The sequence below is a fragment of the Ureibacillus chungkukjangi genome (assembly GCF_044795995.1).
GTDB classification, from domain to species: Bacteria; Bacillota; Bacilli; order Bacillales_A; family Planococcaceae; genus Ureibacillus; species Ureibacillus chungkukjangi.
Window position 1 is genome coordinate 109,213 of the sequence record NZ_CP085009.1, and the last position, 15,788, is coordinate 125,000.

Genomic DNA, 15,788 nt, shown 5'->3' on the forward strand with positions numbered 1-15,788 from the left:
GTTTTTCTGTTATGTTGTGAGGAGGCTGGGGATGAATCGAATATTTCGATACACCATATTTTACTTATTAATTTTTCTCGTGATTATCGGTATTTTTGGAACTTTCAATGGAGGAAATACACCTTCAGATGAGTTAACGTATCATGAGTTTTTAGAGGCATTAGAAACAGGTACAATTGAGAAGGCGAATATTCAACCTGATGCAGGTGTACTTGTAGTAGAAGGGGAGCTAAAAGGTTATAAAGAAGGTCAAACCTTCATAGTCAATCTCCCACAGGATAACCAAGCTTTAATGACTAAGATTAATGAGTCAGCGGCAAATAATCCTAATATTAATTGGCTAAAAGCCCCAGAAACTAGCGGCTGGGTTCAATTCTTTACTGGTATTATCCCGTTCATCATTATTATCATTTTATTCTTCTTCCTATTGAGTCAATCTCAAGGTGGCGGGAATAAGGTGATGAACTTTGGTAAAAGTAAAGCGAAGTTATACGACACTCAAAAGAAAAAAGTACGATTTAATGATGTTGCTGGTGCAGATGAAGAAAAGGCTGAACTAGTAGAAGTAGTAGACTTCTTAAAAGATCATCGTAAATTTACTGAAATGGGTGCACGTATTCCTAAAGGTATTTTATTAGTAGGTCCTCCAGGGACAGGTAAGACATTACTTGCTCGTGCCGTTGCTGGTGAGGCTGGCGTACCATTCTTCTCGATTTCAGGTTCTGACTTCGTAGAAATGTTCGTTGGTGTCGGTGCAAGCCGTGTACGTGACTTATTCGAAAATGCTAAGAAAAATGCACCATGTATTATCTTTATCGATGAAATTGATGCAGTTGGTCGTCAACGTGGAGCAGGACTTGGTGGAGGTCACGATGAACGTGAGCAAACGCTAAACCAATTGCTTGTTGAAATGGATGGTTTCGGTGTTAATGAAGGAATTATCATTATCGCTGCAACAAACCGACCAGACATTTTAGACCCAGCATTACTTCGTCCAGGACGTTTTGACCGTCAAATTACTGTAGGTCGTCCAGATGTTAAAGGTCGTGAGCAAATCTTAAAAGTACATGCACGTAACAAACCATTACGTGATGATGTAGATCTTAAAGCAATCGCTCATCGTACACCGGGCTTCTCGGGTGCGGATTTAGAAAACTTATTAAACGAAGCAGCTCTTGTTGCAACTCGTCGTAATAAGAAAAAAATCGATATGATGGATATTGATGAGGCAACAGACCGTGTTATTGCAGGTCCAGCGAAATCAAGTCGTGTTATATCAGAAAAAGAACGTAATATAGTTGCATTCCATGAAGCTGGTCACGTAGTTGTAGGTTTAACTTTAGACCAAGCAGAAAAAGTGCATAAAGTTACAATTGTTCCTCGTGGTCAAGCGGGGGGTTATGCTGTAATGCTTCCTAAAGAAGATCGTTACTTCATGACAAAACCTGAGTTATTAGACAAAATCGCAGGACTTCTTGGAGGTCGTGTTGCCGAGGATCTTACATTTGGTGAAGTATCAACAGGTGCACATAATGACTTCCAGCGTGCTACTGGTATTGCTCGTTCGATGGTTACAGAATATGGAATGAGTGATAAGCTAGGGCCAATGCAGTTCGGTTCTACGCAAGGTGGTAACGTATTCTTAGGTCGTGACTTTAACTCAGAACAAAATTATTCTGATTCAATTGCCTATGAAATCGATAAAGAAATGCAATCGATTATCGTGGATCAATATGAACGTACAAAACAAATCCTAACGGAAAAACGTGATTTATTAGCATTAATCGCGAAGACATTACTAGAAGTGGAAACTTTAGATGCTGCACAAATTGAGCATTTAAGAGATCATGGGACACTTCCAGAGCGCACTGATTATTCAAAGGTTGACGATGAGGAAACTGTTGAATTAACAAAAACAAGCTCTGAAAACCCTGAAGCTAAAGACGTAGTAGTCGAAACACCTGGTAATACATCGTTAGAAAAAGAAATCGTTGGTCAAACACAAGACCCAACAGTAACGGATTTACCAAAAGAAAAGGATTCAACTCAATCGACTGAAGGTATCCAAGAAGATAGAGAAAAATGATCCTACTTAATTTGGTACAATCTTAAACAAATAAATTAAATGATTTAAGACTGAATGAGTATGCTAAGGTATGCTCATTCAGTTTTTTTGTATTCTTTTTTCTTTTCTAATGCAAATAAAGGAAGTAATTCCTCTCAATTGATATAATTGTTATGACTGTGTATATACACCAATAATATGATATTATTTTTAAAAATTGGACTAAAATTGGGCGTGATTAAATGATTCTTGTACTGAATGCAGGTAATTCCAATATTGCCTTGGGAATATACGAGCAGGATCGATTAAAGCATCATTGGCGAATGGAAACCAATCGGCATAAAACAGAAGACGAGTATGCCATGCAAGTGAGGGCATTTTTTGCACATGTACAACTATCCTTTGAAGATATTAAAGGCATCATTATTTCCTCTGTTGTGCCGCCAATCATGTATGTATTAGAAGAAATGTGCCGAAAATATTTTCATATTAAGCCGTTAGTAGTTGGTCCTGGTGTTAAAAATGGACTGAATATAAAATATGAAAATCCGCGAGAAGTAGGTGCCGATCGAATCGTCAATGCGGTTGCAGCTCTGGAAGAGTATGGTGGCAAAGGTCCGCTTATTGTAATCGATTTTGGAACGGCTATAACATATTGTTTAATTAACGAAAAAGGTGACTATCTCGGTGGTGCAATTGCTCCGGGAATTTCTATCTCTACAGAGGCACTTTATACGAGAGCTTCAAAACTCCCACGTATCGAAATTGCTCGCCCTTCAAATGTAATTGGTAAAAACACAATTTCAGCAATGCAGGCTGGAGTAATATTCGGTTTTGTAGGTCAGGTTGAAGGAATTGTGAGTCGAATGAAAGAACATAGCAAAGCTGAGCCCCTTGTCGTTGCAACAGGAAGTTTAGCAAAGCTAATAGCTAATGAAACAACGATGATTGATATAGTGGATGATTTGTTAACATTAAAAGGTCTTCATGTAATTTATAAAAGAAACCAATAAGAAATGAGGAAACTTCATGAGTGATTACCTAATAAGAGCTATAGGATTTAATGGAAATGTACGAGCTTTTGCAGCTAGAACAACAGAGACAGTTGGAGAAGCTCAGCGCAGACATAATACATGGCCAACCGCAACTGCAGCAATCGGTCGTTCTATGACGGCAACTGTCATGATGGGCGCCATGCTAAAAGGTGAAGATAAACTAACAGTCAAGATTGAAGGGAACGGTCCAATTGGGCCAATGGTTATCGATGCCAATGCAGTAGGGGAAGTGCGTGGTTTTGTTACAAATCCACAGGTCCATTTTGACTTAAATGATGCTGGGAAATTAGATGTTCGTCGTGCAGTAGGAACTGAAGGTGCGCTTACAGTTGTAAAAGACTTAGGGTTACGTGATATGTTCTCCGGGCAGACGCCAATCGTTTCAGGAGAGATTGGTGAAGACTTCACTTACTATTTTGCAGTGTCTGAACAAGTTCCTTCATCTGTTGGATTAGGTGTACTTGTTAATCCTGATAATAGTGTGCTAGCAGCGGGAGGCTTTATTATTCAATTGCTGCCTGGCTGTGATGAGGATACCGTTTCTGCAATCGAAAAACATTTGCAAAACATTGAGCCAGTCTCAAAAATGATTGAAAGAGGTTTAACGCCAGAGCAAATTTTAGAGGTTGTCCTAGGTGAAAATAATGTACAAGTACTTAGTAAGTCTCCGGTACAGTTTAAATGTCAATGTTCAAAAGAGCGTTTTGGTGCGGCAATTATAAGTTTAGGTGCTCAAGAAATTCAAGAAATGATCGACGAAGATGGTAAAGCGGAAGCGGAATGTCATTTCTGTTTAGAAAAGTATCAGTACGACCAACAAGAGCTTGAAGGGTTTATCGATGAAATCAAAGCACAATAATTATTCAAATCAAACAAATCAAAAACCGCTTTCACAACGGAGACTTAAAACAAAACCAACTTTGACATTATTAGCAATTTTATTGATCGGAAATATTCTTTGGTTTATCTCTTGGATTTTACCGGATGAAAAACAACAGGATGGTGGCGATGAAGTAGTCGCTACCATTGATAAGAAAAAGATAACACGCCAGGACTGGATGGCGGCAATGGAAACTAGATACGGGAAAGAGACACTACAAATCTTAGTGAATGAGGCTGTTATGGAAAAAGCAGCCCAAGAGTATGATATTAAGGTTTCAGATGAAGAGATTGATTTAGAAATCGCCCTAATACGTTCTGCTCAAGACAAAACGGATTCAACAATTCAAGAGTTAACGGATGAGGAGCTACAGCAGAAAGTACGTGCTCAGCTTATTCTCGAAAAGGTATTAACGAAAGATGTTGTTACTGATGCAGAGCAAGTAGCTGATTATTACGAAGACAATCAATCCCTTTATAATATTCCAACTACATATCGTACAAGCATCATAATAGTAGAGTCAGAGAAGGATGCGAAAAGTGTTAAAAAAGAACTAGAAGAAGGCTCGGATTTTTCAGTTCTTGCGCGTGAACGTTCTCTAGATACGACATCGGCTAGTTTAGGAGGAGATATCGGCTTTATAACGAAGTCTCAAAAGAATATAGACACAAGCATACCGCAAGCGGTGCAAAATTTAAATGCCGATGACATAAGCGAGCCTTTTGTAATGAAGGATGGACGATACGGCATTGTTTATGTGAAAGAGGTTAATGATGGTAAGTCGTTTACATACGAAGAGGTAAAAGAGCATATCGAACGCGTATTATCTTTAGAACAGCTGCCGACATCAGTGAGACCAGAAGCATTTTGGAAGGAATTTAACGCTTCTTGGTTTTATGGAGAGTCATAGAATGAATTTAGTAAAATATTCTCAATATTTAATTCATTTTTATTGACATAAAGTATCCTAAATTGGTAATATACTAAATAGATAAAACCTATAAATATAGTAGGTATTAAGGAGAGGGATGACCATAATGAGTAAATTAGCAAATTCAGTTGCTGAGTTAGTGGGGCAAACACCAATCGTAAAATTAAACCATGCAACAGGGGAAAACGAAGGAAACGTATACGTAAAATTAGAATTCTTTAACCCAGGTAGTTCTGTAAAAGACCGTATTGCTCTAGCGATGATCGAAGCAGCAGAAAAAGACGGTACATTACAACCAGGTGGTACAATTATAGAGCCTACTTCAGGAAACACAGGTATCGGCCTAGCAATGGTCGCTGCTGCAAAAGGTTACCGTGCAATCCTTGTTATGCCAGAAACAATGAGTATCGAGCGTCGTAAATTATTACGTGCATATGGTGCTGAATTAGTATTAACTCCTGGTCCAGAAGGAATGAAGGGTGCAATCGCTAAAGCAGAAAGTTTAGCAAAAGAAAATGGCTACTTCCTACCACAGCAATTTGAAAACCAAGCAAATGCTGAGGTTCACCGTTTAACTACTGGTCCAGAAATCGTAGAAGCTTTTGACGGTTTAAAATTAGATGCATTCGTTGCTGGTATCGGGACTGGTGGAACAATCACTGGTGCTGGTGAGGTCTTAAAAGCAAAATACCCTGAAATTGAAATTATTGCTGTTGAACCAAAAGATTCTCCAGTACTTTCAGGTGGTAACCCAGGCTCACACAAAATCCAAGGTATTGGTGCTGGATTCGTACCAAAAGTATTAAACACTGAAGTTTATACTTCAATCTTCCCAGTAGATAACGAAACTGCTTTTGAAGTAGCTCGTAAAACTGGTCGCGAAGAAGGGGTTCTAGTAGGTATCTCTTCAGGAGCAGCAATCTATGCTGCAATCGAAACTGCAAAACGCCTAGGTAAAGGGTCAAACGTTCTAGCAATCGTCCCATCTAACGGAGAGCGTTATTTATCTACAGCCCTTTACAACTTTGAAGACTAATTCAACCAAACTATTACAGGGCATTACCTTTAGGGGTAATGCTTTTTTGTATGATTTAAAGTATGGGAAAGGGTAAACTAATTTTAGTTGGGAATGCTAGGATGCCCCAGAGCGGAACTCATCCCAAAAAGATAAGCATTTTAAAATAATATTTAACTAGATAATGGTAAAATAAATCCGAGCTTTAGCTTATATTAATTGCTTGGGAAATATTTTATCGGAAAAGTATTTCCTGAAATTTACATAGAAAACAATCTTCATGAAAAGAGAGGGTAAGCGATGCTATCGAAATATCCAAAGCCTTTAGTCCTTAATGATATTGAACTTGATTATAAGAAAGAAACCTTTGTTATGGGTATTTTAAATGTAACTCCGGATTCATTTTCAGATGGAGGGAAGTTTAATTCCGTTGAGCGAGCAGTACAGCATGCCAAAGAAATGGTTGAAAATGGTGCTAAAATAATAGATATCGGTGGAGAGTCAACACGACCTGGATATACAAGAATTTCAGACGAAGAAGAAATTGCAAGAGTAGTACCTGTTATAAAAGCATTACTAAAGGAAGTGCCAGCTATTCTTTCAATTGATACATATAAATCGGCGGTAGCTAGAGCTGCTATAGAAGCTGGTGCGCATATGATTAATGATATATGGGGGGCAAAAGCTGATCCTGAAATCGCCAAAGTAGCTGCCGAATACAATGTACCCATTATTTTAATGCATAATCGAAAAGGCAAGTCTTATAACAATTACTACGAAGATTACTTAGACGATCTCCAACAGAGCATTAATATTGTTAAAGAGGCTGGGGTACCAGAATCGCATATAATAGTAGATCCTGGCATCGGTTTTGTGAAAAATCTACAACAAAGTGTGGAAACGATGCAACGGTTAGAGGAGCTTGTGGCTATTGGATATCCAGTATTACTTGCAACGTCACGTAAACGGATGATTGGTACCATTCTAAATTTACCTCTAGAGGAACGCGTAGAAGGAACGGCTGCTACTTGTGCTTACGGAGTCATGAAGGGCTGTCATATTGTGCGTGTTCATGATGTGAAAGAAGTATCACGTACCGTCAAAATGATTGATGCACTAATGGGCAAATTTGAAGTAAATGAAGAATTGCCAGCTAGACACTAATACTTAAGGAGAACGATTAATGGATTATATACATTTAAGAGATATGCAATTTTTTGGCTATCACGGTGTTTTACCAGAGGAAAATGTTCTTGGACAGCGATTCAGAGCAACTGTTACCTTGGCGGTCAATATTCAAAAAGCAGGGCAAACCGATGAACTAGAGGACACGGTAAGCTATGTCGGAGTCTATGATATTTGTAAAGAAGTGATAGAAGGAAAGCCTTATAAATTAATTGAGGCTGTTGCTGAAAATATTGCAGCACGAATACTCTCCGATTACGAAGGACAAGTATACGGTTGTAAGGTAGAGGTTATTAAACCGGATCCTCCTATTCCAGGACACTATAAAGAGGTAGCTGTTGAAATTGTAAGAGGGCGCTTTTATGAATAATGTCTATTTATCCTTAGGAACAAATATTGGGGACAGAGAACAAAATCTAAAGCTGGCCGTTCAGTTGCTAAAGAATAAGTCGGGTATAACCTTAACATCAGTTTCATCAATTTACGAAACAGCACCTGTTGGTTATATAGAACAGCCTGCATTTTTAAATATTGCTTTAGCTATACAAACAACACATTCGGCTTTAGAGACGCTACAAATATGCCAATCAGTCGAGAATGAGTTAGGCCGCGTTCGTGAAATTAGGTGGGGTCCTCGAATTATAGACCTTGACATTTTGCTCTATAATAACGACAATATTGAAGTTGAAAACTTAATCGTTCCACATCCTAGAATGTTCGAAAGGGCCTTTGTTTTAGTTCCATTATTAGAAATTGCTAAAAGCGTTAAGAATCCTAAGCTTGAAAAGGCTAAAGCTAGTCTAGATAGTATGGATCTTGCGGCTGAAGGGATTACTAAATGGAAAACGATAAACGATGTAGAGACGTTTTAATAATTGATTCAGATTTAAAAGAAATAGTCGTCATTAATATATAGAAGTAAGTTTAGTAGGGATTTTTGAATTTCCCTTAAAAGGAGGAGAGTTTTTTGACTACACAAAATAAGCCGTTTCAAATCGGTGATATTGTTATGGATAACCGAGTTGTACTAGCCCCGATGGCAGGAGTCTGTAACTCAGCTTTTCGTCTCACTGTAAAAGAATTCGGTGCTGGCTTAGTATATGCTGAAATGATCAGTGATAAAGGGTTAGTTCAGCGCAATAAAAAGACATTAGATATGTTATATATCGATGAGCGTGAAAATCCACTTTCTTTACAAATCTTCGGTGGAGACAAGGAAACGTTGGTAGAGGCTGCAAAATATGTTGATAAAAATACAAATGCAGATATTATCGATATCAACATGGGCTGTCCGGTCAATAAAATTATCAAATGTGAAGCGGGCGCAAAATGGCTTCTTGATCCAAATAAGATTTATGAAATGGTTTCTGCTGTAGTCGATGCTGTGGACAAGCCTGTTAGTGTGAAAATGCGTATTGGTTGGGATGACGAGCATATTTTTGCCGTAGAAAATGCACAAGCCGCAGAACGTGCTGGAGCAGCGGCTATCGCTATGCATGGACGAACACGTGTTCAAATGTATGAAGGAAAAGCGAATTGGGAAATTATTAAGGAAGTAAAGAAGAATATCAGTATTCCATTTATCGGTAACGGAGATGTTGAAACACCTCAGGATGCTAAGCGTATGCTAGATGAGACGGGTGTGGATGCAGTAATGATTGGTCGTGCCGCATTAGGAAACCCATGGATGATCTATCAAACTGTTGAGTATCTTGAAACTGGTGTATTAAAACCAGAACCATCAGTTGCAGAAAAAATGGACGTATGCTTACTTCACTTCGAACGTTTAATGCAGCTTAAAGGTGAGGGTGTGGCTGTTCGAGAGATGCGAAAACACGCATCCTGGTACTTAAAAGGTATTCGTGGAAACGGAAAAATCCGTAATGCCATCAACCAAATGGAAACAGCAGCAGAATTACGTGCACTCCTACAAAATGTCGTAGTCGAATTAGCTGAAGGCGAAGAGCAAAAAGCTGAGGCTATCTAATAAGAAGGCATCCTTTCTATCGAATATTGATAGGAGGATGCCTTTTTCTAATGATTTATTTTGCTAAATCTTCTTTTGTTGGTCCCATTACACCAGGAACAGGTAAGCCTGCTTGGCGAAGTAGAACTTGCATTTGAGCGCGGTGATGTGTTTGGTGATCGACCATCATTCGAAGCAATGCGCCAATTGGAGTTTGATGGCCGTGACTATTCACTTCCGTAAGAAGCTTTTCATCTGATAGATTTTCTTTAGCTAGTTTTACAATGTTTTCACTCACTGCACTATAAGTACTAATAATCTCACTGATGGTAGCAGGAGTATTTTGTGGGTTAAGCTCCACATTAAGAGAGAAACCAACTTGCCCCATGAAGTATGCTGGAGAAGTTGTTAAATGCCAGGCTAAAGATTCTAAAGAACTGTGACCTTCCACAATAGCCACCTGCTTTTTATCATCCGTGATAGCTTTATAAATTGCTAAAGTTCCCCCGCAGTTTCTTTCCCATTCTTGAATAAAATCGTTTAAATTACGATACATCATTAAATCCCCCTTTTTTGTTATTGTGGAAATTTTAGCATATTTCTACTTAAAAATAGGAATAAATAAACTTGGAGAAAAATAATGAGCCATCAACATAAAAAATTCAGAAAAATAAAACATTTTAGAATCCAAACAAAATAAACCGAAAGAGGTGAATAGAATGCTGAAATTGTGTACAATAGGTACATTATGGATTAAATGAACGCTATTGGTGGAAGGCAAGTAATTATATGTAGGTAATTGGCTGTGGTGGGATTCGACCGTTGCTATGGATACTAGCATCTCACTAACCGACTTATTAAGCGGTTTCTACTAACAAAGCACAAATATAAGGAGTGAAACACGTGTCAAACATTGAAGAATTAAACGACCAACTTTTGGTGAGACGCCAAAAGATGACAAATATTCGTGAGAACGGTATGGACCCATTTGGTAGCCGTTTCGAGCGTACACACTTATCAACTGAAGTGGTTGAACAGTTCGACCAATTCTCGAAAGAAGAGTTAGAAGAGAGTTTACGTGAAGTTGTGATTGCTGGACGTATTATGACAAAGCGCGGTAAAGGTAAAGCAGGCTTTGCTCATATACAAGACTTAGCAGGACAAATTCAAATTTATGTGCGTAAAGACCATGTTGGAGACGAACAATATGATTTATTCAACCAAGCCGACTTAGGAGATATCGTAGGGATTCGCGGAAATGTATTCCGTACTCAAGTAGGTGAGTTATCTGTAAAAGCAGAAGAATTCACTTTCTTATCAAAATCATTACGTCCAATGCCTGAAAAGTTCCACGGCTTACAAGACGTTGAGCAACGCTACCGTCAACGTTATTTAGATTTAATGACGAATGCAGAAAGTAAAGCTACTTTCATCACTCGTTCAAAAATCATTCGTGCAATGCGAACGTATTTAGATGGACAAGGCTTCCTTGAGGTAGAAACACCATTATTACACACAATCGCAGGTGGAGCTGCTGCTCGCCCATTCATTACACATCACAATGCGTTAGATATGGATCTATATCTTCGTATTGCGATTGAATTACATTTAAAACGTCTAATTGTAGGTGGACTTGAAAAGGTTTATGAAATTGGTCGCGTATTCCGTAACGAGGGTGTATCAACACGTCATAACCCAGAGTTCACTTTATTAGAGTTATATGAAGCGTATGCAGATTATAAAGATATTATGGAACTAACAGAGAACCTGATCGCTCATATTGCACAAGAAGTATTAGGTACTACTGATGTTCAATATGGTGATGATATTATTCACCTTGCTCCAGGCTGGAAACGTCTACACATGGTAGATGCAGTTAAAGAGGCAACTGGTGTGGACTTCTGGAATCCTATGACTAAGGAAGAAGCACAAGCTGCTGCTAAAGAGCACGGTGTAGAAATCAAAGCCGTTCATGAAGTAGGACATATTATTAATGAATTCTTCGAGCAAAAAGTAGAAGAATCATTAGTTCAACCAACATTCATCTACGGACATCCAGTAGAAATTTCGCCATTAGCGAAGAAAAATCCAGAGGACGAACGCTTCACTGACCGTTTTGAGTTATTTATCGTACGTCGTGAACATGCGAATGCCTTTACTGAATTAAATGACCCAATCGATCAAAGAGAGCGCTTTGAAGCACAGCTTGCAGAAAAAGAAGCAGGTAATGATGAAGCGCATGATATGGACAATGATTTCATTGAAGCGTTAGAATATGGTATGCCTCCAACAGGTGGACTTGGGATTGGTATTGACCGTCTAATCATGTTATTAACAAATGCTCAATCAATCCGTGACGTATTACTGTTCCCAACAATGCGCCATCGTGACTAATTGATATCTTTTATAAATAGCAGGAGTTGAAGTGTGTTTAAACACTCAACTCCTTTTTTGATTTTGAAGGGGAGCTAGGGAGTGTGTTTCGAGTTCGGAAGTTTAACATCTTTATGCTTAAATTAGCTAGTAAGATATAATAAATTGATTTAGTTGAAGCTATACAGGTTTTATTAATATAGAGATAGAATTCTGTGCAATCACTTTTAAAACATCATTCCAATGGCTATACTGATGCTTAACTTGCATGGTATTTATAAAAAGTTATATTTTTTTAGAAAAACACTTGCATGTTATTTTGAAAGATGTTAAATTATTAAAGTCGCTAAAACGCGACGGTAAATTAAATAAACTTCTGAAAAAAACTTATTGACAGTGCATTTCGGAAGTGATAAACTTTAAAAGTTGCTGTTTGATAGCGATGAAATAAAAGTTTTAAAAAGTGTTGACAACCGAGTTGTTAACAAGTATAATATAAGAGTTGCTGTTCGAAAGATGGCGACGAAATGAACCTTGAAAACTGAACAACAAAACGTTAATGAACATAGTTTCTTCTATTAATTTAGAGAAACAAAATTTTGGACATCAAAATTGATGCCAGCAGATGTTTGTCGGACATTTATAATGTCCGGTACAAAATTTGAGCTTTATCAAATTTTCTCTTTTATGGAGAGTTTGATCCTGGCTCAGGACGAACGCTGGCGGCGTGCCTAATACATGCAAGTCGAGCGGACTTTAGAAAAGCTTGCTTTTCTAAAGTTAGCGGCGGACGGGTGAGTAACACGTGGGCAACCTGCCCTATAGTTGGGGATAACTCCGGGAAACCGGGGCTAATACCGAATAATACATTCCTTCTCCTGTTGGAATGTTGAAAGATGGTTTACGCTATCGCTATAGGATGGGCCCGCGGCGCATTAGCTAGTTGGTGAGGTAACGGCTCACCAAGGCGACGATGCGTAGCCGACCTGAGAGGGTGATCGGCCACACTGGGACTGAGACACGGCCCAGACTCCTACGGGAGGCAGCAGTAGGGAATCTTCCACAATGGGCGAAAGCCTGATGGAGCAACGCCGCGTGAGTGAAGAAGGTTTTCGGATCGTAAAACTCTGTTGTAAGGGAAGAACAAGTACAGTAGTAACTGGCTGTACCTTGACGGTACCTTATTAGAAAGCCACGGCTAACTACGTGCCAGCAGCCGCGGTAATACGTAGGTGGCAAGCGTTGTCCGGAATTATTGGGCGTAAAGCGCGCGCAGGTGGTCCTTTAAGTCTGATGTGAAAGCCCACGGCTCAACCGTGGAGGGTCATTGGAAACTGGGGGACTTGAGTGCAGAAGAGGAAAGTGGAATTCCAAGTGTAGCGGTGAAATGCGTAGAGATTTGGAGGAACACCAGTGGCGAAGGCGACTTTCTGGTCTGTAACTGACACTGAGGCGCGAAAGCGTGGGGAGCAAACAGGATTAGATACCCTGGTAGTCCACGCCGTAAACGATGAGTGCTAAGTGTTAGGGGGTTTCCGCCCCTTAGTGCTGCAGCTAACGCATTAAGCACTCCGCCTGGGGAGTACGGTCGCAAGACTGAAACTCAAAGGAATTGACGGGGGCCCGCACAAGCGGTGGAGCATGTGGTTTAATTCGAAGCAACGCGAAGAACCTTACCAGGTCTTGACATCCCATTGACCGCTATGGAGACATAGCTTTCCCTTCGGGGACAGTGGTGACAGGTGGTGCATGGTTGTCGTCAGCTCGTGTCGTGAGATGTTGGGTTAAGTCCCGCAACGAGCGCAACCCTTGTTCTTAGTTGCCATCATTTAGTTGGGCACTCTAAGGAGACTGCCGGTGACAAACCGGAGGAAGGTGGGGATGACGTCAAATCATCATGCCCCTTATGACCTGGGCTACACACGTGCTACAATGGACGGTACAAACGGTTGCCAACCCGCGAGGGGGAGCTAATCCGATAAAACCGTTCTCAGTTCGGATTGTAGGCTGCAACTCGCCTACATGAAGCCGGAATCGCTAGTAATCGCGGATCAGCATGCCGCGGTGAATACGTTCCCGGGCCTTGTACACACCGCCCGTCACACCACGAGAGTTTGTAACACCCGAAGCCGGTGGGGTAACCCTTTTGGGAGCCAGCCGTCGAAGGTGGGACAGATGATTGGGGTGAAGTCGTAACAAGGTAGCCGTATCGGAAGGTGCGGCTGGATCACCTCCTTTCTAAGGATTATTAACGGAATGGTTGACCTTCCGAGGTCAAACCAACATTAACGTTTTGTGTTCAGTTTTGAAGGTTCAGTAATGAAACTTCAAAACTTGTTCTTTGAAAACTGGATAAAACGACATTGAAAGCAACAAAATTCAAGTAATTGATTGTGTAGTTCTTAAGTCTTTTCTTTTTAAGAAAAGCAGTAACTAATCTTTATAGGTTAAGTTATTAAGGGCGCACGGTGGATGCCTTGGCACTAGGAGCCGAAGAAGGACGGCACTAACACCGATATGCTTCGGGGAGCTGTAAGTGAGCTTTGATCCGGAGATTTCCGAATGGGGGAACCCACTGTTCGTAATGGAACAGTATCTTGACGTGAATACATAGCGTCTTGAAGGCAGACCCAGGGAACTGAAACATCTAAGTACCTGGAGGAAGAGAAAGAAATTATTCGATTCCCTGAGTAGCGGCGAGCGAAACGGGAAGAGCCCAAACCAAGAGGCTTGCCTCTTGGGGTTGTAGGACACTCAACATAAGAGTTACAAAGGAATGAGTTAGACGAAGCGACCTGGAAAGGTCCGCCGTAGCGGGTAAAAGCCCCGTAGTCGAAAGTTCATTCTCTCTTGAGTGTATCCTGAGTACGGCGGAACACGTGAAATTCCGTCGGAATCCGGGAGGACCATCTCCCAAGGCTAAATACTACCTAGTGACCGATAGTGAACCAGTACCGTGAGGGAAAGGTGAAAAGCACCCCGGAAGGGGAGTGAAATAGATCCTGAAACCGTGTGCCTACAAGTAGTTAGAGCCCGTTAATGGGTGATAGCGTGCCTTTTGTAGAATGAACCGGCGAGTTACGATTACGTGCAAGGTTAAGCTGAGAAGGCGGAGCCGTAGCGAAAGCGAGTCTGAATAGGGCGAATGAGTACGTGGTCGTAGACCCGAAACCAGGTGATCTACCCATGTCCAGGGTGAAGGTGAGGTAACACTCACTGGAGGCCCGAACCCACGCACGTTGAAAAGTGCGGGGATGAGGTGTGGGTAGCGGAGAAATTCCAATCGAACCTGGAGATAGCTGGTTCTCTCCGAAATAGCTTTAGGGCTAGCCTCGTGATTGAGAATACTGGAGGTAGAGCACTGTTTGGACTAGGGGGGCATCTCGCTTTACCGAATTCAGACAAACTCCGAATGCCAGATATTTATACACGGGAGTCAGACTGCGAGTGATAAGATCCGTAGTCAAAAGGGAAACAGCCCAGACCACCAGCTAAGGTCCCAAAGTAATCGTTAAGTGGAAAAGGATGTGGCGTTGCTTAGACAACCAGGATGTTGGCTTAGAAGCAGCCATCATTTAAAGAGTGCGTAATAGCTCACTGGTCGAGTGACGCTGCGCCGAAAATGTATCGGGGCTAAACGATTCACCGAAGCTGTGGATGGAACATCTTAGATGTTCCGTGGTAGGAGAGCGTTCTAAGTGCGTTGAAGTCAGACCGGAAGGACTGGTGGAGCGCTTAGAAGTGAGAATGCCGGTATGAGTAGCGAAAGATGGGTGAGAATCCCATCCACCGTATGACTAAGGTTTCCTGAGGAAGGCTCGTCCGCTCAGGGTTAGTCGGGACCTAAGTCGAGGCCGATAGGCGTAGACGATGGACAACAGGTTGATATTCCTGTACCACCTCCCCGCCGTTTGAGTAATGGGGGGACGCAGTAGGATAAGATAAGCGTACCGTTGGTTGAGTACGCCCAAGCAGTAAGGCGTGGAAGTAGGCAAATCCGCTTCCTGTAACGTTGAGCTGTGATGGGGAGCTCTTATGAGCGAAGTATCTGATTTCACGCTGCCAAGAAAAGCCTCTAGCGAGGCGGGAGGTGCCCGTACCGCAAACCGACACAGGTAGTCGAGGAGAGAATCCTAAGGTGTGCGAGAGAACTCTCGTTAAGGAACTCGGCAAAATGACCCCGTAACTTCGGGAGAAGGGGTGCTCTCAGCAATGAGAGCCGCAGTGAATAGGCCCAGGCGACTGTTTAGCAAAAACACAGGTCTCTGCAAAACCGTAAGGTGACGTATAGGGGCTGACGCCTGCCCGGTGCTGGAAG

The 15,788-nt window shown here is 41.2% G+C and carries 11 protein-coding genes and 2 rRNA genes (1 of these 13 running past the window's edge); 12 read left to right on the forward strand and 1 reads right to left on the reverse strand.

Annotated elements, in window-relative coordinates; genetic code table 11:
* Window positions 1–31: 31 nt before the first annotated feature.
* The 9 genes from ftsH (at window position 32) to dusB (ending at window position 9,118) form a co-directional block, all read left to right on the forward strand.
* Window positions 32–2,086 (forward strand): ATP-dependent zinc metalloprotease FtsH, encoded by a 2,055-nt coding sequence (ftsH, locus tag LG296_RS00475; protein WP_107936339.1) that lies wholly within the window; start codon window positions 32–34, stop codon window positions 2,084–2,086.
* 221 nt (window positions 2,087–2,307) lie between these two features.
* Entirely contained in the window at window positions 2,308–3,078 is a 771-nt protein-coding gene (locus LG296_RS00480) for a type III pantothenate kinase (protein ID WP_107936341.1), read from the forward strand.
* Between the two features lie 16 nt (window positions 3,079–3,094).
* Entirely contained in the window at window positions 3,095–3,979 is an 885-nt protein-coding gene (gene hslO, locus LG296_RS00485; protein ID WP_107936343.1) for an Hsp33 family molecular chaperone HslO, read from the forward strand.
* Window positions 3,960–4,910 carry a peptidyl-prolyl cis-trans isomerase gene (locus tag LG296_RS00490; protein ID WP_107936345.1) on the forward strand — a complete coding sequence of 317 codons (951 nt, stop codon included), beginning with the start codon at window positions 3,960–3,962 and terminating at the stop codon, window positions 4,908–4,910. The genes hslO and LG296_RS00490 overlap by 20 nt, the downstream gene beginning before the upstream one ends.
* 127 nt (window positions 4,911–5,037) lie before the next feature.
* Window positions 5,038–5,967 carry a cysteine synthase A gene (cysK, locus tag LG296_RS00495; RefSeq protein ID WP_107936347.1) on the forward strand — a complete coding sequence of 310 codons (930 nt, stop codon included), beginning with the start codon at window positions 5,038–5,040 and terminating at the stop codon, window positions 5,965–5,967.
* 279 nt (window positions 5,968–6,246) lie between these two features.
* Window positions 6,247–7,110 carry a dihydropteroate synthase gene (gene folP / locus LG296_RS00500; protein WP_107936349.1) on the forward strand — a complete coding sequence of 288 codons (864 nt, stop codon included), beginning with the start codon at window positions 6,247–6,249 and terminating at the stop codon, window positions 7,108–7,110.
* 19 nt (window positions 7,111–7,129) lie between these two features.
* Window positions 7,130–7,501, forward strand: a complete 372-nt coding sequence (gene folB, locus LG296_RS00505) for a dihydroneopterin aldolase (protein ID WP_107936351.1) — start codon at window positions 7,130–7,132, stop codon at window positions 7,499–7,501.
* Window positions 7,494–8,003 (forward strand): 2-amino-4-hydroxy-6-hydroxymethyldihydropteridine diphosphokinase, encoded by a 510-nt coding sequence (folK, locus tag LG296_RS00510; RefSeq protein ID WP_107936353.1) that lies wholly within the window; start codon window positions 7,494–7,496, stop codon window positions 8,001–8,003. The genes folB and folK overlap by 8 nt, the downstream gene beginning before the upstream one ends.
* Before the next feature lie 95 nt (window positions 8,004–8,098).
* A complete protein-coding gene (gene dusB / locus LG296_RS00515) occupies window positions 8,099–9,118 on the forward strand; it encodes a tRNA dihydrouridine synthase DusB (RefSeq protein WP_268968901.1) in 1,020 nt (339 codons plus the stop codon).
* A gap of 55 nt (window positions 9,119–9,173) precedes the next feature.
* Here the strand turns inward: dusB and LG296_RS00520 are convergent, their stop codons facing one another.
* A complete protein-coding gene (locus tag LG296_RS00520; RefSeq protein ID WP_251401559.1) occupies window positions 9,174–9,653 on the reverse strand; it encodes a DinB family protein in 480 nt (159 codons plus the stop codon).
* 338 nt (window positions 9,654–9,991) lie between these two features.
* Here LG296_RS00520 and lysS point away from each other — a divergent pair, with 338 nt between their 5' ends.
* The 3 genes from lysS to LG296_RS00535 form a co-directional block, all read left to right on the forward strand.
* Window positions 9,992–11,491 (forward strand): lysine--tRNA ligase, encoded by a 1,500-nt coding sequence (lysS, locus tag LG296_RS00525; RefSeq protein WP_181418076.1) that lies wholly within the window; start codon window positions 9,992–9,994, stop codon window positions 11,489–11,491.
* Window positions 11,492–12,154: 663 nt separating this feature from the next.
* Window positions 12,155–13,708, forward strand: a 16S ribosomal RNA gene (locus LG296_RS00530).
* A 207-nt stretch (window positions 13,709–13,915) separates the two neighbouring features.
* Window positions 13,916–15,788 (forward strand): 23S ribosomal RNA (locus tag LG296_RS00535) (it continues 1,050 nt past the right edge of the window).
* Together the 16S and 23S rRNA genes form the textbook arrangement of a ribosomal RNA operon.